This is a genomic window from Streptomyces sp. NPDC001156 (genome assembly GCF_053598275.1).
Genome location: NZ_JBSFJX010000076.1, coordinates 1 through 20,818, shown reverse-complemented (window position 1 = coordinate 20,818; position 20,818 = coordinate 1). Strand labels below are relative to the sequence as shown.

The following is a 20,818-nucleotide window of genomic DNA, read 5'->3' as shown; positions in this document are numbered from 1 at the left end:
GCCCGTGGACCGGTGGGCACGAAACCCCCGAACCGCAGCGACGGCACCCCCGACATCCCTCGGAGGACCAGCCGGACCGCACCAGACCGCGACCACGGGAGCCCCCTCTTGGCCATGCCGCCCGCTGCTTTCCGAACCAGCAAAGCCACGACGACCAAGCACATCTTCGTCACCGGGGGTGTTGCCTCCTCGCTCGGCAAGGGCCTGACGGCGTCCAGCCTCGGCATGCTGCTCAAGGCGCGGGGCCTGCGCGTCGTCATGCAGAAGCTCGACCCGTATCTGAACGTGGATCCGGGCACCATGAACCCCTTCCAGCACGGTGAGGTGTTCGTCACCAACGACGGCGCCGAGACCGACCTGGACATCGGCCACTACGAGCGCTTCCTCGACCGCGATCTGGACGGCTCCGCCAACGTCACCACCGGGCAGGTCTACTCGACGGTGATCGCCAAGGAGCGGCGCGGTGAGTACCTGGGTGACACGGTGCAGGTCATCCCGCACATCACCAACGAGATCAAGCACCGCATCCGGCGTATGGCCACCGACGAGGTGGACGTGGTGATCACCGAGGTCGGCGGCACCGTGGGCGACATCGAGTCGCTGCCGTTCCTGGAGACGGTGCGCCAGGTCCGCCACGAGGTCGGCCGTGACAACGTCTTCGTGGTGCACATCTCACTGTTGCCGTACATCGGTCCCTCGGGCGAGTTGAAGACCAAGCCGACCCAGCACTCGGTGGCCGCCCTGCGGAACATCGGCATCCAGCCGGACGCGATCGTCCTGCGCTGCGACCGCGAGGTCCCGACCGCGATCAAGCGCAAGATCTCCCTGATGTGCGACGTGGACGAGGCGGCCGTCGTGGCCTGCCCCGACGCCCGCTCGATCTACGACATCCCGAAGGTCGTGCATACCGAGGGCCTGGACGCCTATGTCGTCCGCAAGCTGGACCTGCCGTTCCGCGACGTGGAGTGGACGACCTGGGACGACCTGCTCGACCGCGTCCACAACCCGGAGCACGAGGTCACCCTCGCCCTGGTCGGCAAGTACATCGACCTGCCCGACGCCTATCTGTCGGTGACCGAGGCGCTGCGCGCGGGCGGCTTCGCCAACAAGGCCCGCGTGAAGATCAAGTGGGTCACGTCCGACGACTGCAAGACCCCGGCGGGCGCCAAGAAGCAGCTGTCCGACGCGGACGCGATCTGCATCCCCGGCGGGTTCGGCGACCGCGGTGTGTCCGGCAAGGTGGGCGCCATCCAGTACGCCCGCGAGAACAAGATCCCGTTGCTCGGACTCTGCCTGGGCCTGCAGTGCATCGTGATCGAGGCGGCGCGCAACCTGGCCGACATCTCCGACGCGAACTCCACCGAGTTCGACGCGGCCACCGGCCACCCCGTCATCTCCACCATGGCCGAGCAGCTCGACATCGTGGCGGGCGAGGGCGACATGGGCGGGACGATGCGGCTCGGCATGTACCCGGCCAAGCTGGCCGAGGGCTCGATCGTGCGCGAGGTGTACGACGGCAAGGAGTACGTCGAGGAGCGCCACCGGCACCGCTACGAGGTGAACAACGCCTACCGGGCCGAGCTGGAGAAGAAGGCGGGCATCGTGTTCTCCGGCACGTCGCCGGACGGCAAGCTCGTCGAGTACGTCGAGTACCCGCGCGAAGTGCACCCTTACCTGGTGGCGACGCAGGCGCATCCCGAGCTTCGCTCCCGCCCGACCCGGCCGCACCCGCTCTTCGCCGGCCTGGTCAAGGCGGCCGTCGAGCGCAAGAACGGCAAGTGACACAAGAGCTGTACGGTGGCCGGGGTACGCGTCCTGCGGGAGGCGTACCCCGGTTCGTGCGAGGGCGTGGGAGGAACAGGGCGACATGACGATCAAGGACACCCCCGAGGAGTGGGAGGTCAGGGCGAGTCAGACCCCGTTCGTCGGCAAGAAGACCTCGGTCCGCGCCGACGATGTGGTCATGCCCGACGGCTCGGTCGCCCGCCGCGACTACCAGGTGCACCCCGGCTCGGTGGCCGTCCTCGCCCTGGACGACGACGACCGGGTCCTGGTCATCCGCCAGTACCGCCACCCGGTGCGCCACAAGCTCTGGGAGATCCCGGCCGGACTCCTCGACGTCCCCGGTGAGAACCCGCTGCACGCCGCCCAGCGCGAGCTGTACGAGGAGGCGCACGTCAAGGCCGAGGACTGGCGTGTGCTGACCGACGTCTACACCACCCCCGGGGGCTGCGACGAGGCGGTGCGCATCTTCCTCGCCCGAGGTCTGTCCGAGGCCGACGGCCGGCGCTTCGAGGTGGAGGACGAGGAGGCCGACATGGAGCAGGCCAGGATCCCGGTCCAGGAACTGGCCCGGGGCGTGCTCGCCGGCGAGCTGCACAACAACTGCCTCGTGGTCGGTGTCCTCTCGCTCCTCGCCGCGCGCGGCGGCGACGGTCTCGACGCCCTGCGCCCGGCCGAGGCGCCGTGGCCCGCACGGCCCTTCGAGGCCTGACCACCACTGAGGCACCTTCGCTCACAGGCCTCACAACGCTCCGACCATGGCGGTCGTACCATCGGCTGATCCGATCGGGGGATGTGCCCGCCGTGGTCCACCCGGATCGTCGCAGAGCGTCAACTAGGCTCTGGGAACGACCCGCCCCAAGGCATCGGCGGGCCCGTGTGCGCAGTGGGACGGGAGCGTGGCCCGTGGCGGATCAGGCGGTGGAGACACCCGGCGTCGAACTGTGCCGGAGCGAGCGGCCCGCCGCCCCCGTGGACGGTCAGTTCCTCGGCCGCACACGGGAGTTGAAGGAACTCATGCTCGACATCGAGCGTGCGGGACTCGACACCCTCTCCGGCCGCAAGGCGCCCCGGGCCAGAGTGCTGCTGATCGCCGGCCGCCCCGGTTGCGGCCGCACCGCGCTCGCCGAGGAACTGGTGCGCCAGGTCGCACACCGTTACGAGGACGGCGTGCTGCGGGCCCGCCTCAGGGAGCCCGACGGCACACCCGTACCGACCGAGCGCACCGCCCGCGCACTGCTGACCGCCCTCGGCCTGCCCGCCCCCGCGGGCGCCGACGGGGACGAGCTGGGCCAAGCGGTGCGCGAGGGCCTGGCGGGCCGTCGCGTGCTGCTTCTGCTCGACGACGCCATGGCCGCCGAGCAGGTGGACCCGCTGCTGCCCGAGGCACCCGACTGCCTTGTCGTCGCCGTCTCCGAGGGCCCGCTGACCGGTATCACGGACGTCCGTCCCTGCACCCTCGGCGGACTCGACACCAAGTCGGCCCAGGAACTGCTCACGCGGTACACCGGATCGGTGCGCGTCACCGTCGACCCGAGCGCCGCCGAACGGCTGGTCGAGGAGTGCGCAGGCCACCCCGCCTCACTCGTCCTGGCCGGCGGCTGGCTGGCCGCCCGTCCCAAGGCGGGCGTCGCCGACCTCGGCAAGCAGCTGCGGGTCGGCGGCGACGAGGGACCGCCACTGGCCCGGGTCTTCCGGCTCGCCCACGCGGGGCTGCCGGGCACCGCCCAGCGGATGCTGCGCCTGCTCCATCTCGCCCCCGCCGGCCTCGTGGACCCGCACACCGCCTCCGCGCTCGCCGGCTGCTCGGTCGACGACGCCCGTACCGCCCTCGAGGAGTTCGCGGCCCACGGTTTCCTGCGACGCGTCGCCTGCGCCGTACCGCAGTACGAGGTACCCGGCTGTCTGCTGCCCCTGCTGCGAGCCGTGAGCGGCAGCCAGGACCGCCCCGCCGAGCTGCAGCTGGCCCGGGCGCGGATGCTGGAGCGGACCGTACGGCTACTGCAGTCCTGCCGCGCGATCACCGAGACGGACAGCCCGCAGGCCCGCGAGAAGCTGGCCGGACTGCCCAAGGCCCTGCGCTTCGAGAGTCCCCGGGCCGCGGAGGACTGGCTGCGCGTAGGGCAGCCCGCGCTGCTGGCCGCGGCCCGCCTCGCGGTCGCCGACGGCGAGCTGGACACGCTGGCCAGGCGTCTGATGGCCGCGCTGGTCAGGGCCATGGTCGCGCACTTCGGCACCCAGGCCGCGGCGCCCGAGCTGTACGGCATCCACCGGCTGGTCCTCGATGTCGCCGAGCGCCGCGACCTGCCTCGTGAACAGGCGGCGGCCCTGCTGAACCTCGCTGACCTGGACGCCCAGACCGGCCGTACGACGGAGGCGCTGGCCCGCTACCGGGCCGCGCTGGACGCCGGACGGCGTGCCGAGGACCCGTATGCGACGGCGCGCGCAATGGAATCCGTAGCAGGCGCCCACCAGGAGCTGGGCGACTACGACCGTGCCGCCGACTGGTACGGCCGGGCGCTCGCCCGGCGGCTCGCCCGCGACGAGGGCGCGGACGCCGCCCGGCTCTACGGCCGCATCGCGACCGTCCACACCTACGCGGGCCGCTACGGCGAGGCGCTGCGCAATTGGCGCGCGGCGGTGGCGGGACACCGCAGGAACAACGATGTCGCCGCCCACGCACGGGCCTTGAGCGAGCTCGCCCGGGTCCAGGAGTACGCCGGCCGGCCCGAGGAGTCGCTCCGCACCTGCCAGGAAGCGGTCGAGTGGGCGCGGCGCGCCGAGGATGTACGGCTCCAGGCGGCGCTGCAGCTCAGGCTGGCCGACACTCTCGAACGCCTCGGCGACCCGGCGGCCGCCGGTCTGCACCGGGGGGCCGCCTCGCGAATGCTGGGTGAAGTGGGTCCGGAAGACGCCGAAAACCAGGAACCCGCCGGTAACGCCTACGAAATCCGCAGTGCATCAGCTGAAGATTGATGCAATGAAAGGCTAGACAGCGGGAACGCCTTCATTAAACTGGCTCTGCCGCACATTCTCCGGCGGTGTCTCCCGATGTGCCCCTGCACGTCCGGGTATGCAGTTCAATGCCCCACATTCCCTGAGTCAAGGACCGTGATCGACGTGAAGGTCGGCATCCCCCGCGAGGTCAAGAACAACGAGTTCCGGGTGGCCATCACCCCCGCCGGCGTGCACGAGCTGGTGCGCAACGGCCACCAGGTCGTCGTGGAGCGGAACGCCGGCGTCGGCTCCTCGATCCCGGACGAGGAGTACATCGCCGCCGGCGCCCGGATCCTGGACACCGCCGACGAGGTCTGGGCCACCTCCGACCTGCTGCTGAAGGTCAAGGAGCCCGTCGCCGAGGAGTACCACCGCCTCCGCAAGGACCAGATCCTCTTCACCTACCTGCACCTGGCCGCCTCCAAGGAGTGCACGGACGCCCTCCTGGAGTCCGGCACCACGGCCATCGCGTACGAGACGGTCGAGCTGCCGAACCGGGCGCTCCCGCTGCTCGCCCCGATGTCCGAGGTGGCGGGCCGGCTGGCCCCGCAGGTCGGCGCCTACCACCTGATGGCCGCCAACGGCGGTCGCGGTGTGCTGCCCGGCGGTGTCCCGGGCGTGCCGGCCGGCAAGGCCGTCATCATCGGCGGTGGCGTCTCCGGCTGGAACGCCGCGCAGATCGCCATCGGTCTCGGCTTCCACGTGACCCTGCTCGACAAGGACATCAACAAGCTGAAGGAGGCGGACAAGATCTTCGGCACGAAGATCCAGACGGTCGTCTCCAACGCCTTCGAGCTCGAGAAGGCCTGCCTCGACGCCGACCTCGTCGTCGGCGCCGTCCTCATCCCGGGTGCCAAGGCCCCGAAGCTGGTCACCAACGAGCTCGTCTCCCGGATGAAGGCGGGAAGTGTCCTTGTCGACATCGCGATCGACCAGGGCGGCTGCTTCGAGGACTCCCGTCCCACCACGCACGCCGAGCCGACCTTCAAGGTCCACGAGTCGGTCTTCTACTGCGTCGCCAACATGCCCGGCGCCGTCCCCAACACCTCCACCTACGCGCTGACGAACGCCACGCTGCCCTACATCGTGGAGCTCGCCAACCGCGGCTGGGCCGAGGCGCTGCGCCGCGACGCCGCGCTGGCCAAGGGCCTCAACACCCATGACGGCAAGGTGGTTTACAAGGAGGTCGCCGAGGCACACGGCCTCGAGCACGTGGACCTGGAGACCCTCATCGGCTGAGCGGGCCGCGACCCGGGTCCGATTACCCGGCACTACAAGGCGATAGGTCAACACGCCTCGTCAACACCCGGCACCCGGCCGGACCTTGCCCGACAAGGTCCGGCCGGGTGTGTGTATGGTCACTTTGCGGCACTCGTTCAACTCGCCTCGAACGCAACCCTTCCACCGTTTCGTACACCGGTGAAACCTGGCGAACGGTGCCCGGACACTCTTGACAGCGGGATGTTTCATTGCCGACACATCGGGCCGGGTCCGGCGGATTGTGTTGCTGCGGACCGCCGACACGCCATAGAGTCGCCAACCGTCGGCATGGTGCCACGCTGACCTATCTAGAAGTTTCCTGGTCACCAAGGAGGTAAGACGACTTGTGAATGAGTCGACATTTGCTCCCGGGGGTGGTCAACCAGGAATGCCTGCGCGGGGCACGGGCCCCACGGGGCTCGAGGCTGTCGGCTCCGTCGCTGTCCGTACCTTCGCTGCCCACCAGAGCCAGAGCCCTTACCTGGCTGAGACAGCACATCAAAGCTTGGATGGCCAACACGTGAACGCCATGGCCGGCAACGGAAGTGGCGGGGTCCACAACCACTTCGCCGACTACGACGAACTGCCCGAAGGGCACTTCTACGACCCCGACGCCGAATACGAGCCCGATCCCGAGTACGCGGCCACGCTCGCGCCCGACGCGGCCCGCCAGCGCCGCGAGCGCATCGGCCCGACGGGCCGTCCGCTGCCGTACTTCCCGATCCCGGGCCCGCTGACCGACCACGGCCCCGCGAAGATCATCGCGATGTGCAACCAGAAGGGCGGCGTCGGCAAGACGACGTCGACCATCAACCTGGGTGCCGCGCTCGCGGAGTACGGCCGCCGTGTGCTGCTCGTCGACTTCGACCCGCAGGGCGCGCTGTCCGTGGGGCTCGGCGTCAACCCCATGGAGCTCGACCTCACGGTCTACAACCTGCTCATGGAGCGGGGCATGTCCGCGGACGAGGTCCTGCTGAAGACCGCGGTCCCGAACATGGACCTGCTGCCGAGCAACATCGACCTGTCCGCGGCCGAGGTCCAGTTGGTGTCCGAGGTCGCGCGCGAGTCGACGCTCCAGCGGGCGCTGAAGCCGCTGATGCCCGACTACGACTACATCGTGATCGACTGTCAGCCCTCGCTCGGCCTGCTCACCGTGAACGCGCTCACCGCCGCGCACAAGGTGATCGTGCCGCTGGAGTGCGAGTTCTTCGCGCTGCGTGGTGTCGCGTTGCTCACCGAGACCATCGAGAAGGTCCAGGAGCGACTCAACCCCGAGCTCGAACTCGACGGCATTCTCGCCACGATGTACGACTCCCGGACCGTGCACAGCCGTGAGGTTCTCGCGCGTGTCGTCGAGGCATTCGACGACCACGTCTACCACACAGTGATCGGCCGGACCGTGCGCTTCCCGGAGACCACGGTCGCCGGCGAGCCCATCACCACGTACGCCTCCAACTCCGTCGGTGCCGCCGCCTACCGCCAGCTCGCCAGGGAGGTGCTCGCCCGGTGTCACGCCGAGTGAGTCTGCCTGGGGCCGACGAACTGTTCCGTACCACCGGGGGAATGGCGCTCCAGTCGTCCTCTCCCAGGCGCCAGGCCAACGGCGAGGCCCGGGTGCCGGCTCCTGCGGGCGAGAGCGACGCGACGGCCGCGACGGAGGACGCACCGCCGTCGGTGCCCGTCCAGGGCGGTGACGGGGAGGGTGACGAGCACGTCGCGGCGGACACGGCCGAGGCGGAGGCGGGGGAGTCCCGCACGCGGTCCCAGGCCGCGGAGCGGTCCGCGCGTCGGCAGGCGACGCAGGAAGGTTCTCCCGCCTCTTCGACGGCCCAGTCGCGCAAGCGGGCGCGCGCGGCCGGGCGGCGGCCCAGCGGGCGGGAGCGGCACGACGAGAAGATCACCGTGTACGTGTCCGCGGAAGAACTGATGGACCTCGAGCACGCACGTCTTGTGCTCCGGGGCGAGCACGGGCTCGCGGTCGACCGCGGGCGCATCGTGCGTGAGGCGGTCGCCGTCGTACTGGCGGATCTGGAGTCCCGGGGGGACGCCAGCATTCTCGTGCGTCGGCTCCGGGGGCGATGAGCAGGTAGCCTGCGACGGCTATGACCTCGTACGACGGCTCCTCATCCGCCCCCGGCTCCGCCGGCCGCCGGCGTGCGCTGGGGCGCGGGCCGGGCGCCGCGCCGGTGGCCCCGGATGTGCCTCCCGCGGAAGCGGAGCCCCTCGAAGAGACCCCGCTCGGCCCGGGTCCCGAACCGGAGGCCGACTCTCAGGGGAGCGAGCCGCAGGCCGCCCCCCAGGAACCCGAAGCCGGACAGGACCGCCCGTCCGAGGAGCCCGCGCGGACAGCCCCGTCCCGTACGCCCGCGCCCGCAGGCCCCTCCCGAGCAGGGGCCGAACTCCCTGCCGCCGACGTGCCGGGGCCTGGTTCCGCGGCGGAGGAGTTCCGGACCGGCGCGTCGTCGGTGCTCGAAGCGGAGGCACCTGCCGAGACGGAGCGTGAGCGGGGAGCCACGCCGAAGGAGTCCCGGGGCACCGTCCCCTCGGCCGCAGTGGACGTCTCGGAGGCGGCCGGGGCGGGTGTCGCAGCACCCGAGAGCGAGCCGGAGACCGTGCCCGGCCCGGCGGCCGTCGTGACGTCGGTACCGGGGCCCCGCCCGGCCGTCGCCGCCGAGGCGACCCCTGCCGCTGCGGTGACCGCGCCGGGTTCCGGGTCCTCCGGCGAGGCCGCCGGCACTGCCGGCGGCCTCCCGGCCGAGCAGGAGTCCGACGACGGTGTCTTCAAGGTCCGGCTGTCCAACTTCGAAGGGCCTTTCGACCTTCTGCTCCAGCTGATCTCGAAGCACAAGCTCGACGTCACCGAGGTCGCGCTGTCCAAGGTGACCGACGAGTTCATGGCCCACATCCGGGCGATGGGGCCGGACTGGGACCTCGACCAGACGACCGAGTTCCTGGTCGTCGCCGCGACCCTGCTCGACCTCAAGGCGGCACGGCTGCTGCCCGCCGCCGAGGTCGAGGACGAAGCGGACCTCGCGCTCCTTGAGGCCCGCGACCTGCTGTTCGCGCGGATCCTGCAGTACCGCGCCTACAAACAGATCGCCGACATCTTCAACCGGCGCACTGAGGACGAGGCCCGGCGCTACCCCCGTACCGTCGGCCTCGAACCCCACCACGCCGAGCTGCTGCCCGAGGTCGTCATCAGCATCGGAGCCGAGGGGTTCGCGAAGCTGGCGGTCAAGGCGATGCAGCCCAAGCCCAAGCCTCAGGTCTACGTCGACCACATCCACGCACCGCTGGTGTCCGTGCAGGAGCAGGCCGGGATCGTGGTCGCGCGGCTGCGGGAACTCGGCGAGGCGAGCTTCCGCGTGCTCGTGGAGGACACCGACGACACGCTCACCGTCGTGGCGCGCTTTCTGGCCCTCCTGGAGCTGTACCGGGAGAAGGCGGTGGCGCTGGAGCAGGAGACCGCCCTCGGCGACCTGGTCGTGCGCTGGACCGGCGGGGTCGGCGAGGAGGCACCGGTGGTGACGGACGAGTTCGACCGGCCGCCCGAGGATCCCGACAAGAGCGGCACGAAGACGGAGGAGAAGGCGTGAGCGAGAAGACCGCCGAGGTTCCGGCCAGCCTGAGCACGGTGGCCGGACTCGACCTCAAGCCCGCCCTGGAGGCCGTCCTCATGGTCGTGGACGAGCCCGCCACCGAGGAGCACCTGGCGAAGATCCTGGAGCGTCCCCGGCGGCAGATCGCCGACGCCCTGCGCGAACTCGCCGACGAGTACACGGTGCAGGGGCGCGGCTTCGAGCTGCGGTTCGTCGCCGGCGGCTGGCGCTACTACACCCGGGCCGACTACGCGCCCGCCGTGGAGCGCTTCGTGCTCGACGGCCAGCAGGCCCGGCTCACCCAGGCCGCACTGGAGACGCTGGCGGTGGTCGCCTACCGCCAGCCGGTCAGCCGCAGCCGCGTCTCGGCGGTCCGCGGAGTGAACTGCGACGGGGTCATGCGCACCCTCCTCCAGCGCGGTCTGGTCGAAGAGGCGGGCACGGAACCCGAAACAGGTGCGATCCTGTACAGGACGACGAACTACTTTCTGGAGCGGATGGGCCTGCGCGGCCTGGACGAGCTCCCGGAACTCGCGCCCTTCCTCCCGGAGGCGGAGGCGATCGAGGCCGAGACCCAGGAGGGCGTTCCGTCGTTCGACCCGGATGCTCTCGACGCTCCGGACGCGGACGGCGATCACACGACAAACACGACGACGGAACTTTGATGCGAAGCAGCGGCAGCGGCAGGAACGACGGGCGCGGCAACTACCGCGGTGCCGGTAACAACAGGGACGAGCGGCAGGGCCGCCCCCGCAAGCCCCGCCCCGAGGAGCGCCGCTACGACGTGGGCCCCGGGGCCTCCCAGGACGGCCCGAAGTCGGGTCGCGGCTCGGACGCGCGTGGCGGCGCCAAGGGCGGTCCCAAGCAGTCCCAGCAGCGTGGCGGCCGTACGACGCCCTCGCGCTCCCGTGAGTACGAGGCGCGGGCCGAGGAGCGCAACCGCGAGCGGTACGCGGGCAAGCCGGACCTCAAGCTGCCCAAGACCTTCCCGGGCGCCGAGCAGGAGGGCGAGCGCCTGCAGAAGGTGCTCGCGCGCGCGGGCTACGGCTCCCGGCGTGCCTGCGAGGAGCTGATCGAGCAGGCCCGGGTCGAGGTGAACGGCGAGATCGTCACCGAGCAGGGCCTGCGGGTCGACCCCGACAAGGACGAGATCAAGGTCGACGGGCTGACCGTGGCCACACAGTCGTACCAGTTCTTCTCGCTGAACAAGCCGGCCGGTGTCGTCTCCACCATGGAGGACCCGGAGGGCCGTCAGTGCCTCGGCGACTACGTCACCAACCGCGAGACCCGGCTGTTCCACGTGGGCCGGCTCGACACGGAGACCGAAGGCGTCATCCTGCTCACCAACCACGGCGAGCTGGCGCACCGGCTGACCCACCCCAGGTACGGCGTGAAGAAGACCTATCTCGCGCACATCGTGGGCCCCATCCCGCGCGACCTGGGCAAGAAGCTCAAGGACGGCATCCAGCTGGAGGACGGGTACGCGCGCGCGGACCACTTCCGGGTGGTCGAGCAGACCGGCAAGAACTACCTCGTCGAGGTGACCCTGCACGAGGGCCGCAAGCACATCGTGCGCCGCATGCTCGCCGAGGCCGGCTACCCCGTCGACAAGCTGGTGCGGACCGCCTTCGGCCCGATCACCCTCGGCGACCAGAAGTCGGGCTGGCTGCGCCGACTTTCCAACACCGAGGTGGGGATGCTGATGAAGGAAGTCGAACTCTAGCCACGCTCCACGCCCGAGCGGCCGGTTCCCGCGGTGCGGGAGCCGGCCGTCCTCTTGTGCGCCGACGTCCGCTCTGTTTATAGTCAATGTGACCACTAAGGGGGTGGGGGTCGTGGGGGCCGTGCAGGGCTATGACAAGTACGCCTTCGAACCCTTCGCCGTCACCGTCGACCTGGCCGTCCTCACCCTCCGCGCCGGAGCGCTCCACGTCCTGCTCGTCGAACGCGGGCAGGAGCCCTACGCGGGCCGCTGGGCGCTCCCGGGCGGCTTCGTGCGGCCCGAGGAGTCCGCGGAGGACGCGGCCCGGCGGGAACTCGCCGAGGAGACCGGGCTCGCGGACGTCTCCGGGCTCCATCTGGAGCAGCTGCGCACCTACAGTGACCCCGGTCGCGACCCCCGTATGCGGGTCGTCTCCGTGGCCTTCGCCGCGCTGCTGCCCGACCCTCCCGAGCCGCACGGCGGCGGCGACGCCGCGCACGCCCGCTGGCTGCCGTACGAGGCCGCCGGGCCGCTCGCCTTCGACCACGACCGGATCCTCGTCGATGCTCAGGAACGCGTCGGCGCCAAGCTCGAGTACACCTGTATCGCCACCGCCTTCTGCCCGACCGAGTTCACCCTGGGCGAGCTGCAGCAGGTCTACGAGACCGTGTGGGGCACCTCGCTCGACCGCCCCAACTTCCGGCGCAAGGTCCTCGCCACCCCCGGCTTCGTCGAACCGGTCCCGGGCGCCGCCCGGCTGACCGGCGGCCGCGGCAAACCCGCCGCGCTCTACCGCGCAGGCGGCGCCACCGCCCTGCACCCGCCCCTGCTCCGCCCCGCCACGGAAGGACGGCTCTCATGACCGGCACGGCCCTCGCCAAGCACGCCGCCACCGGATCCCTGATCGGGCTCGCTCTCGGCGACGCCCTTGGATTTCCCACCGAGTTCAACGATGTGCCGGCGATCCTCGCCAAGTGCGGGCCGTGGCGGGAGATGGAGCTGCCGAGGCCGGCGATCGTCACCGACGACACCCAGATGACGCTGGCGCTCGGACGCGGGCTGCGCACGGCCATGGACCGCGGTGTCCTGGCGCCGAAGCGGATGCAACGGCCGGTGCGCGAGGAGTTCGTCGACTGGTACCACTCGCCGGACAACAACCGGGCGCCCGGCCGGACCTGCCTGGTCGCCTGCAATCTGCTCAACGACGAGAGCCGGCCCTGGCAGCAGGCCAGCCAGATCGGCTCCAAGGGCTGCGGGGCCAACATGCGTGTGGCGCCCGTCGGGCTCGCACCGGGGCTGAGCGACGAACAGCGGGCCGGTGCCGCCCAGTTGCAGGCCGCGCTCACACACGGCCACCCCACGGCGCTCGCCGCCTCCGATCTCACCGCCCGCGCGATACACCTTCTTGCGCAGGGTGCCGAGCCGACGGGCCTGGTGGGACTGCTGCGGTCGTACGCCTACGAGAACCGCAGCCGCTACCACGAGGAGTGGCTCGGCGATCTGTGGACCCGCGCCCAGGACCCCACGCCCGAGCACTTCATCGCGCGCGGCTGGGACGAGTGCCTGGAGATCCTCGAACGCCTCCAGGAGGCCGTGCGGACCGTCTCGGCCGAGACCGACCCGTGCCTGGCGACCGGTGAGGGGTGGATCGCGGAGGAGGCCCTCGCCACCGCTCTGCTGTGCTTCCTGCTGTTCCCGGACGAGCCCGTCACAGCGCTGCGCCGGGCCGCGTGCACCTCCGGCGACTCCGACTCGATCGCCTGCCTCGCGGGCGCCTTCGCGGGCGCCCACCTCGGCGCCGAGGCCTGGCCACGGGAGTGGGCGGACCGCATCGAGTACGGAAGCGAACTGCAGGCGCTCGGGGCCCTCTGGGACGCGTGACCCCTCGGTCGGCGCTGCCCTCGACCGGGATCCGCTCAGCGGGCGTGTCGCCGCTCCGTGCGCCCCCGACACGCCCGCTGGGCCACCGGTCCCGGTGAGCCGGCCGGCGGCCCGGCACCGAGGGGCGCACGGGGGCGTTCGCATCACGGCGCGGTGCCGTCTCGCCAGACGGGCGTCGCGCACCAGTACGTTCCGGGCTGACTAGGCTGGTGTGATCAGAAGTTTCCGTAGATCAGCGAGGAGCGAAACCGTGGCGGTACGAGCGGTCCGGGGCGCCGTCCAACTTGAGCGGGACGAGGCCGGGCACATGAGCGAGCAGGTCGGCGCCCTGCTCACCGCCGTCCTGGAGCGGAACGGACTCACCACGGACGACCTGATCAGCATCTGGTTCACCGCCACGCCCGATCTGCACAGCGACTTCCCGGCGGCCGCCGCGCGCAAGCTCGGCATCGTGGACGTGCCGCTGATCTGTGCCCAGGAACTCGACGTCGAGGGTGCGATGCCCCGCGTCGTCCGCGTCCTCGCCCACATCGCGTCCGACAAGCCGCGGGCCGACATCGTGCACGTCTACCTCGGTGCCGCCGCCTCCCTCCGCAAGGACATCGCCCAGTGAGGTCCGCACTCGTCATCGGTGCCGGGCTGATCGGCACATCGGCGGCCCTGGCGCTCGCCTCCCGCGGTGTCACCGTGCACCTGACCGACCGCGACCCCGAGCAGGCCCGTACGGCCGCCGTCCTCGGTGCCGGCACCGACGAGGCCCCCGAGGGGCCCGTCGACCTGGTCGTCGTCGCGGCCCCGCCCGCCCATGTGGCCGCCGCGCTCGCCGACGCCATGCGGCGCGGTCTCGGGCGCGGCTACCTTGATGTGGCCAGCGTCAAGGGCGGGCCCCGCCGCGAACTGGAGGCGTTCGGCCTCGACCCGGACCTCCTGTCCCGGTACATCGGCTCGCACCCCATGTCGGGCCGTGAGAAGTCCGGTCCGCTGGCGGCCACCGGCGATCTCTTCGAGGGCCGCCCCTGGGTGCTCACCCCGACCCGGGACACCGACACCGAGGTGCTGAACCTCGCCCTCGAGCTGGTCTCGCACTGCCGTGCGGTGCCGGTCGTGATGGACGCGGACGCCCACGACCGGGCCGTCGCGCTCGTCTCGCACATGCCCCACCTGGTCTCCAGCATGGTCGCCGCGCGCCTCGAGCACGCGGAGGAGACGGCCGTACGGCTGTGCGGACAGGGCATCCGCGATGTGACCCGGATCGCCGCCTCCGATCCCCGCATGTGGATCGACATCCTCTCGGCGAATCCCGGTCCGGTCGCCGATCTGCTCTCCGACGTCGCCGCCGACCTCGAAGGGACCGTGCGGGCCCTGCGCGCACTGCAGTCCTCCGACGAGGACAAGCGGCGTGAGGGCGCCGATGGGATCCACGACGTTCTGCGCCGCGGCAACGCCGGCCAGATCCGGGTGCCCGGCAAGCACGGCGCCGCCCCGCGGGTCTACGAGACCGTGGCCGTCCTCATCAGCGACCAGCCCGGTCAGCTGGCCCGCATCTTCGCGGACGCCGGAGCGGCGGGCGTCAACGTCGAGGACGTCCGCATCGAGCACGCGACCGGGCAGCAGGCAGGTCTGGTCCAGCTCATGGTGGAGCAGAAGGCGGCCCCGCTGCTCAGCGCGGCGTTGCGGGAGCGGGGCTGGACGATTCGCCAGTAGCGGTGGGCCCGCCGTCCGTCAGTCATACCGGGTCCGGCGACCCAGTAACCTTGTGCGGGGCGCCCCGGACGCTGTGGCCGTACTCCCGCCTGCCCCGCCCGCCCTCCGGGCGGACGACGGGAGGGCGACGACAGGGTCTGTGTACCCCCACACCCACCACCTCGCACCAGGAAGGTGTCCTCACCGTGGAAAACGGCGCCGCCCGGACCGCCCAGGCAGTGATTGTCGCCATCGACGGCCCCTCCGGCACGGGCAAGTCGAGCACCTCGAAGGCCGTGGCCGCGCAGCTAGGGCTGAGCTACCTGGACACCGGCGCCCAGTACCGCGCGATCACGTGGTGGATGGTCAGCAACGGCATCGACACAGCGGACCCGACGGCGATCGCGGCGGTCGTGGGCAAGCCCGAGATCGTCTCCGGCACAGACCCGTCCGCGCCCACCATCACCGTGGACGGGACGGACGTCTCCGGCCCGATCCGCACCCCGGAGGTCACCGCCAAGGTGAGCGCGGTCAGCGCCGTGGCCGAGGTGCGGGCCCGGATCACCGAGCTGCAGCGCTCCCTCGCCGCCGCCGCGGAGACCGGCATAGTGGTCGAGGGCCGCGACATCGGCACGACCGTGCTGCCGGACGCCGACCTGAAGATCTTCCTCACCGCCTCCCCCGAGGCGCGGGCCGCGCGACGCAGCGGCGAGCTCAAGGGCTCGGACGTCCATGCCACCCGTGAGGCGCTCATCAAGCGGGACGCGGCCGACTCCAACCGCAAGACCTCCCCTCTCGCCAAGGCGGACGACGCGGTCGAGGTGGACACCACCGAGCTCACCCTCCAGCAGGTCGTCGAATGCGTCGTCACGCTCGTCGAGGAGAAGCGGGCGGCCAAGTGAGCACCCGTCCGTCACCCGGCCGTGACGCCTCCGCGAGGCGCCCGGAGCCGCCCCTGACCCTCGCGTCCGAGCGGGGCGCCGAGGTCGGGCGGCGCATCGGCGTACCCCTGATGCGCGGGCTGTGGAAGCCGCGTGTCCTCGGCGCCTGGAAGGTGCCGGCCACCGGTCCGGCGATCTTCGCGGTCAACCACTCCCACAACATCGACGGGCCGATGGTCCTGTCCGTGGCACCCCGGCCGACGCACTTCCTGATCAAGAAGGAGGCGTTCGTCGGCGTGCTCGGGTCCTTCCTGACCGGCATCGGTCAGGTGCAGGTGGACCGCACGGCGACCGACCGCACGGCGATCACCCGGGCGCTGGCCGTCCTGGACAACGGCGGTGTGCTCGGCATCTTCCCCGAGGGCACCCGGGGCGAGGGCGACTTCGCCTCGCTGCGCGCCGGGCTCGCCTACTTCGCGGTGCGCAGCGGAGCGCCGATCGTGCCCGTGGCGGTGCTGGGAAGTTCCGAGCGGCGCGGCCGGTTGATAAAGGCGCTGCCGCCGCTGCGCAGCCGTATCGACGTCGTCTTCGGAGATCCGTTCGACGCGGGCGACGGGACCGGCCGGCGTACGCGCAGGACGCTGGACGAGGCGACCGAGCGCATCCAGAAGCAGCTCACCGAGCACCTGGAAATGGCCAGGCGCCTCACCGGGCGCTAGGCGACACTTGAGTAGTGGATCACCGCGGTGCGGTGCTCCACCGATCACCACGATGAACGAGGTACGGACTTCATGAACGACCACATCCAGCCCGACGGCTCGGCCGAGCACGAGTACGAGCACGGGGCGCTCGGCGACGCCGAGTACGCGGAGTTCATGGAGCTTGCCGCGGAAGAGGGCTTCGACCTCGAGGACGTCGAGGGCGCCATCGAGGCGGCCGGACACGGTCCACTGCCCGTGCTCGCCGTCGTCGGTCGCCCCAATGTCGGCAAGTCGACCCTGGTGAACCGGATCATCGGTCGTCGTGAGGCGGTCGTCGAGGACAAGCCCGGTGTCACCCGCGACCGTGTCACCTACGAGGCCGAGTGGGCGGGCCGCCGCTTCAAGGTCGTCGACACCGGCGGCTGGGAGCAGGACGTCCTCGGTATCGACGCCTCCGTGGCCGCGCAGGCCGAGTACGCGATCGAGGCGGCCGACGCGGTCGTCTTCGTCGTCGACGCGAAGGTCGGCGCCACCGACACCGACGAGGCGGTCGTGCGCCTGCTGCGCAAGGCCGGCAAGCCGGTGGTGCTGGCCGCCAACAAGGTCGACGGCCAGAGCGGCGAGGCGGACGCGGCGTATCTGTGGAACCTCGGTCTCGGCGAGCCGCACCCCGTGTCCGCCCTTCACGGCCGCGGCACCGGTGACATGCTGGACGCCGTCCTGGAGGCGCTGCCCGACGCGCCCGCCCAGACCTTCGGTGCCGGCGGGATCGGCGGACCGCGCCGCGTGGCCCTGATCGGCCGTCCCAACGTCGGCAAGTCCTCCCTGCTGAACAAGGTCGCGGGCGAGGACCGCGTGGTCGTCGACGAACTCGCCGGCACCACCCGCGACCCGGTCGACGAGCTGATCCAACTCGGCGGCAAGACCTGGAAGTTCGTCGACACGGCCGGCATCCGCAAGCGGGTGCATCTGCAGCAGGGCGCCGACTACTACGCCTCGCTGCGCACCGCGGCCGCCGTCGAGAAGGCCGAGGTCGCCGTCGTGCTGCTCGATGCCTCCGAGAACATCTCGGTCCAGGACCAGCGCATCGTCACCATGGCGGTGGAGGCCGGGCGTGCGCTCGTCCTCGCCTTCAACAAGTGGGACACCCTCGACGAGGAGCGCCGCTACTACCTGGAGCGGGAGATCGAGACGGAGCTCGCCCAGGTCGCCTGGGCGCCGCGGGTGAACGTCTCGGCGCGCACCGGACGGCACATGGAGAAGCTGGTCCCGGCGATCGAGACCGCCCTCGATGGCTGGGAGACCCGGGTCCCCACGGGCCGCCTCAACGCCTTCCTCGGCGAGCTGGTCGCCGCCCACCCCCACCCGGTCCGCGGAGGCAAGCAGCCGCGCATCCTCTTCGGCACGCAGGCGGGTACCAAGCCGCCGCGGTTCGTGCTCTTCGCCTCCGGTTTCATCGAGGCCGGCTACCGCCGGTTCATCGAGCGACGGCTGCGCGAGGAGTTCGGTTTCGAGGGTGCGCCGATCCACATCTCGGTGCGTGTGCGCGAGAAGCGCAGCAAGAAGAAGTGACGTAGGGACACCGAAGACGTCGAAGGGGCGGCTCCACGGCGGGCCGCCCCTTTCGCATCGTCCTCACAGCCCCCTGCGCGGTGCGGGCGGCAGCGCCGGGATGTGGTGCCTGCCCCTCGCGTGCCGGGCCACCTGCTGCCAGACGTCGTTCGCCGTGGCCGACTGGCCGTGCTGGGCGGCCAGTTGCCCGGTCGCGTGCCGGGGGGTGCCGTGGCGGATGCCGTACGTCCCCGTGCCGTAAGAGTCCGTGTCCCGGGGGAAGTTGGCGAAAGGGACGAAGTCCGTGTCCTCCTCGCCGCTGCGGTCGCCCGGGAAGGCCTTGAAGGACGTGACGTACTCGTCGTAGAGCGCGTCGTAGATCGGCGTGGCCGATGAGCCGCCCGGGCCCTGGTCCGCTCGCCCGGAGGGGATCGGCTGGTAGGACTGGCGGCGGGGGACGTCATATGCGTGCACGTAGGTGCCAACGACACTGCAGCCCAAGGGATGCGGTCGATTAGTCCGCTTCGTCACAAGTAAAGCCCCCGCGCTCCGACTGGGGCGTGGGGGCTGTACGCAGGTGTGCCGCCGCCGTACAGGCACACCCGTCCATGGGGCGGGAGCCGCTGAAACAGGGTCGGGGAGCTGCGATCAGCCACCGCGGCACGCCACTTGACGGGCGAGCCCGCATCCCGTGAGGGGGGTGCGGGAACCGTGCGATCGACCGCGGCGGACCCGCACCTCCCGACCCGGCCCTTGGAACGGACCGTCCGGGAACTCAGATCCCGGCCAGAGGCAGCGCGGCGGCGACCAGCTTGCCGTTCGCCGCCGCCTTGTCCAGCGCGTCGCGCAGCAGATCCTCCCGGGGCTGGCGGCCGATCGAGCCCACCGGCGCGGCGAACATCAGGATCTGTTGGTGCTTGTTGGCGGCCGCCCGCCACCCGTCCGTGACCTGGAGCGGCTGGTGGGCCTGCCACCAGGCGACCGGCTGCCCGCCGTTCGCGCCGGGCTGCAGCACGGCGTGCAGCTGGCCCATGGCGAGCAGCACCGACCAGCCGTGCAGCACGGGCGGCACGGACTCGATCACGGTCAGCGGCATGAACCCCTGCTCGATGAGCAGGGGCAGGAAGTCGTCGCCGACCCCCATCGTGCCCGGGCGCACGATGGGCGCGGTGGGCTCCACGACCAGCGCCGGGTGCAACTCCCCGGCGATCAGGATCAGTCCGCTGGTGACGCCCAGCACGGCCTGCTCGGGGGTAGCCGTGCTGAATTGCTCGTCGGCGGTGATGGAGCGCACCGCGCCCTGCAACTGCTCCTCGGTGACCTGGACGACCTGGGAGGGCAGGCAGGTGGCATGGGCGAAAGCGAGGACGGCGGTCTCCTCGCCGATGAACAGGACGGTGCTGGTGCGCTCCTGTTCGGAGTCGCCGGGCGTGCGGCACGAGGTGCAGTCGTAACTGCCCGGGGCGTTGTCTCCGGCGAGCAGCCGGTCGGCTTCTTCGTCGCCGATCTCGGCGCGTACGGCGTCGCTGACGTCGAGCATGCGCGGCACGGGTGGCTCCCTCGGGATGCGGTTACGTGACGGTGCCGGGTGGCTCCCGACCCATGAGCCCGGCGGTCCCCGGCTCATGAAGAAGACAACGGCCGATCTGTGGCCGGAGTCACGCCCGGGAGCGAACGGATTCGTACCATCCGCTGCGCTGGGTGAACGTGCCTGCGGAACCGGTTACTCCGTGTCAACTCTTGCAGGGCTCAGGGAAGTTGGTTGAGTGAAGTGGCTCACAGGCCATCGAGCCACCTGGCCGACAAATCCTGAAATCAGCGAATGAAGTGGGTGGCCGAAAATCGACGATACCGGGGGTAACGGCGAACTGGCCTGGAATGACTAGGAGTTGGTTGAAAACGGGCGGTGGATCTCCCTACATTCCTCCGCCGTGTGCAACGAGCACCGCCCGGGTACGTCCACCGGCCGCGCCGCACAGCCGGCGCGCAGCACCACCTCCGGTGGACGGGGCGGAACACGACGGCCGCGAATCATCCGCGGATCGACGTGTCCCGCCTTGGGGGATCCCGGGTTTGTGGAGAGGGAATTACATGTCTGAATGTGCCGACAACACCCGTAAGACCCGTACGACCCGTACGACGGCGGTCCTCGCCGGCGCGGCCCTGCTCGCCCCGCTCGGACTGCTCGCCGCGACCGGCAACGCCGCCGCGGCCGACGGCGGAGTGTGGGACCGCATCGCCCAGTGCGAGAGCGGCGGGAACTGGCACATCAACACCGGCAACGGCTACTACGGGGGACTGCAGTTCTCTGCCGGCACCTGGCGCGCGTACGGCGGTACGGCTTACGCCGCGACCGCCGACCAGGCCTCCAGGGAGGCGCAGATAGCCGTGGCCGCCAAGGTGCAGCACGCGCAGGGATGGGGCGCATGGCCCGTCTGCTCGGCGCGTGCCGGAGCCTACGGAAGCGCGCCCGCCGGGTCGGGCGGGCAGTCGGCCACGAGGTCGTCCTCGGGTTCCGCCACCACTGAGTCCGCCCCGACGACGCGTCCGGCGAAGGCGCCGGAGCACTCGGCGGGACACACGGCCCGCGGGGCGTCCCGCGGCGACTACACCGTCCGCAGCGGCGACACCCTCAGCGGGATCGCCGAGCGCCACGGGATCGACTGGCGGGAGCTCTACGCGCGCAACAAGGCGGTCATCGGCGGCGACCCCGACATGATCGTGCCGGGACAGCGGCTCGCACTCTGAGCGTGTCCATGCACCGGGCTCCGGCGCCGCATC

At 71.2% G+C, this 20,818-nt stretch carries 19 protein-coding genes; 17 read left to right on the top strand and 2 right to left on the bottom strand.

Translation table 11 applies throughout. The features are described 5' to 3' along the window. The first annotated feature begins 114 nt into the window (after positions 1 to 114). The 16 genes from ACWDA7_RS29140 (at position 115) to der (ending at position 18,058) form a co-directional block, all read left to right on the top strand. Positions 115 to 1,782, top strand: coding sequence for a CTP synthase (locus tag ACWDA7_RS29140; RefSeq protein ID WP_450607738.1), 1,668 nt, complete (start codon positions 115 to 117; stop codon positions 1,780 to 1,782). Between the two features lie 85 nt (positions 1,783 to 1,867). Next, positions 1,868 to 2,494 (top strand): NUDIX domain-containing protein, encoded by a 627-nt coding sequence (locus tag ACWDA7_RS29135; protein WP_450607736.1) that lies wholly within the window; start codon positions 1,868 to 1,870, stop codon positions 2,492 to 2,494. Between the two features lie 194 nt (positions 2,495 to 2,688). Further along, positions 2,689 to 4,758, top strand: coding sequence for a tetratricopeptide repeat protein (locus ACWDA7_RS29130; protein WP_450607734.1), 2,070 nt, complete (start codon positions 2,689 to 2,691; stop codon positions 4,756 to 4,758). A gap of 135 nt (positions 4,759 to 4,893) precedes the next feature. Continuing rightward, on the top strand, positions 4,894 to 6,018 hold the full coding sequence (gene ald, locus ACWDA7_RS29125) for an alanine dehydrogenase (protein ID WP_359391643.1): 1,125 nt from the start codon (positions 4,894 to 4,896) through the stop codon (positions 6,016 to 6,018). Between the two features lie 409 nt (positions 6,019 to 6,427). Next, entirely contained in the window at positions 6,428 to 7,561 is a 1,134-nt protein-coding gene (locus ACWDA7_RS29120) for a ParA family protein (RefSeq protein WP_359391644.1), read from the top strand. After that, positions 7,546 to 8,121, top strand: coding sequence for a hypothetical protein (locus ACWDA7_RS29115; RefSeq protein ID WP_450607731.1), 576 nt, complete (start codon positions 7,546 to 7,548; stop codon positions 8,119 to 8,121). Before ACWDA7_RS29120 ends, ACWDA7_RS29115 begins: the two co-directional genes overlap by 16 nt. 470 nt (positions 8,122 to 8,591) lie before the next feature. Continuing rightward, a complete protein-coding gene (locus ACWDA7_RS29110; protein WP_450607764.1) occupies positions 8,592 to 9,635 on the top strand; it encodes a segregation and condensation protein A in 1,044 nt (347 codons plus the stop codon). Further along, positions 9,632 to 10,303 carry an SMC-Scp complex subunit ScpB gene (scpB, locus tag ACWDA7_RS29105; RefSeq protein WP_450607729.1) on the top strand — a complete coding sequence of 224 codons (672 nt, stop codon included), beginning with the start codon at positions 9,632 to 9,634 and terminating at the stop codon, positions 10,301 to 10,303. The genes ACWDA7_RS29110 and scpB overlap by 4 nt, the downstream gene beginning before the upstream one ends. Next, positions 10,303 to 11,361 carry a pseudouridine synthase gene (locus ACWDA7_RS29100; RefSeq protein ID WP_450607727.1) on the top strand — a complete coding sequence of 353 codons (1,059 nt, stop codon included), beginning with the start codon at positions 10,303 to 10,305 and terminating at the stop codon, positions 11,359 to 11,361. Before scpB ends, ACWDA7_RS29100 begins: the two co-directional genes overlap by 1 nt. Positions 11,362 to 11,482: 121 nt before the next feature. Beyond that, the gene (locus ACWDA7_RS29095; RefSeq protein ID WP_450607762.1) at positions 11,483 to 12,202 is read left to right on the top strand and encodes an NUDIX domain-containing protein; all 720 of its coding nucleotides are present in this window, start codon (positions 11,483 to 11,485) and stop codon (positions 12,200 to 12,202) included. Beyond that, the gene (locus ACWDA7_RS29090; RefSeq protein ID WP_450607725.1) at positions 12,199 to 13,221 is read left to right on the top strand and encodes an ADP-ribosylglycohydrolase family protein; all 1,023 of its coding nucleotides are present in this window, start codon (positions 12,199 to 12,201) and stop codon (positions 13,219 to 13,221) included. The genes ACWDA7_RS29095 and ACWDA7_RS29090 overlap by 4 nt, the downstream gene beginning before the upstream one ends. Positions 13,222 to 13,471: 250 nt before the next feature. Then, on the top strand, positions 13,472 to 13,834 hold the full coding sequence (gene aroH / locus ACWDA7_RS29085) for a chorismate mutase (protein ID WP_450607723.1): 363 nt from the start codon (positions 13,472 to 13,474) through the stop codon (positions 13,832 to 13,834). Next, positions 13,831 to 14,925 (top strand): prephenate dehydrogenase, encoded by a 1,095-nt coding sequence (locus ACWDA7_RS29080; RefSeq protein WP_450607722.1) that lies wholly within the window; start codon positions 13,831 to 13,833, stop codon positions 14,923 to 14,925. The genes aroH and ACWDA7_RS29080 overlap by 4 nt, the downstream gene beginning before the upstream one ends. Positions 14,926 to 15,110: 185 nt before the next feature. Next, positions 15,111 to 15,806 carry a (d)CMP kinase gene (gene cmk / locus ACWDA7_RS29075; RefSeq protein WP_450607720.1) on the top strand — a complete coding sequence of 232 codons (696 nt, stop codon included), beginning with the start codon at positions 15,111 to 15,113 and terminating at the stop codon, positions 15,804 to 15,806. Then, positions 15,764 to 16,504 carry a lysophospholipid acyltransferase family protein gene (locus ACWDA7_RS29070; protein ID WP_450607718.1) on the top strand — a complete coding sequence of 247 codons (741 nt, stop codon included), beginning with the start codon at positions 15,764 to 15,766 and terminating at the stop codon, positions 16,502 to 16,504. Before cmk ends, ACWDA7_RS29070 begins: the two co-directional genes overlap by 43 nt. 72 nt (positions 16,505 to 16,576) lie before the next feature. Beyond that, positions 16,577 to 18,058 carry a ribosome biogenesis GTPase Der gene (der, locus tag ACWDA7_RS29065; RefSeq protein ID WP_450607716.1) on the top strand — a complete coding sequence of 494 codons (1,482 nt, stop codon included), beginning with the start codon at positions 16,577 to 16,579 and terminating at the stop codon, positions 18,056 to 18,058. Between the two features lie 63 nt (positions 18,059 to 18,121). Here the strand turns inward: der and ACWDA7_RS29060 are convergent, their stop codons facing one another. Both ACWDA7_RS29060 and ACWDA7_RS29055 read right to left on the bottom strand, forming a co-directional pair. Then, positions 18,122 to 18,511 (bottom strand): hypothetical protein, encoded by a 390-nt coding sequence (locus tag ACWDA7_RS29060; RefSeq protein WP_450607714.1) that lies wholly within the window; start codon positions 18,509 to 18,511, stop codon positions 18,122 to 18,124. A 301-nt stretch (positions 18,512 to 18,812) separates the two neighbouring features. Next, entirely contained in the window at positions 18,813 to 19,586 is a 774-nt protein-coding gene (locus ACWDA7_RS29055) for a hypothetical protein (RefSeq protein ID WP_450607712.1), read from the bottom strand. Positions 19,587 to 20,128: 542 nt separating this feature from the next. Here ACWDA7_RS29055 and ACWDA7_RS29050 point away from each other — a divergent pair. Continuing rightward, complete coding sequence (locus ACWDA7_RS29050; RefSeq protein WP_432926102.1) at positions 20,129 to 20,785, top strand: transglycosylase family protein; 657 nt, start codon at positions 20,129 to 20,131, stop codon at positions 20,783 to 20,785. Positions 20,786 to 20,818: the final 33 nt, after the last annotated feature.

Coding starts and splice junctions, on each gene's coding strand:
- ACWDA7_RS29140 (WP_450607738.1), top strand. CDS start 115: ATGCCGCCCGCTGCTTTCCGAACCAGCAAAGCCACGACGACCAAGCAC.
- ACWDA7_RS29135 (WP_450607736.1), top strand. CDS start 1,868: ATGACGATCAAGGACACCCCCGAGGAGTGGGAGGTCAGGGCGAGTCAG.
- ACWDA7_RS29120 (WP_359391644.1), top strand. CDS start 6,428: ATGCCTGCGCGGGGCACGGGCCCCACGGGGCTCGAGGCTGTCGGCTCC.
- ACWDA7_RS29100 (WP_450607727.1), top strand. CDS start 10,303: ATGCGAAGCAGCGGCAGCGGCAGGAACGACGGGCGCGGCAACTACCGC.
- ACWDA7_RS29090 (WP_450607725.1), top strand. CDS start 12,199: ATGACCGGCACGGCCCTCGCCAAGCACGCCGCCACCGGATCCCTGATC.
- ACWDA7_RS29070 (WP_450607718.1), top strand. CDS start 15,764: ATGCGTCGTCACGCTCGTCGAGGAGAAGCGGGCGGCCAAGTGAGCACC.
- der (WP_450607716.1), top strand. CDS start 16,577: ATGAACGACCACATCCAGCCCGACGGCTCGGCCGAGCACGAGTACGAG.
- ACWDA7_RS29050 (WP_432926102.1), top strand. CDS start 20,129: ATGTCTGAATGTGCCGACAACACCCGTAAGACCCGTACGACCCGTACG.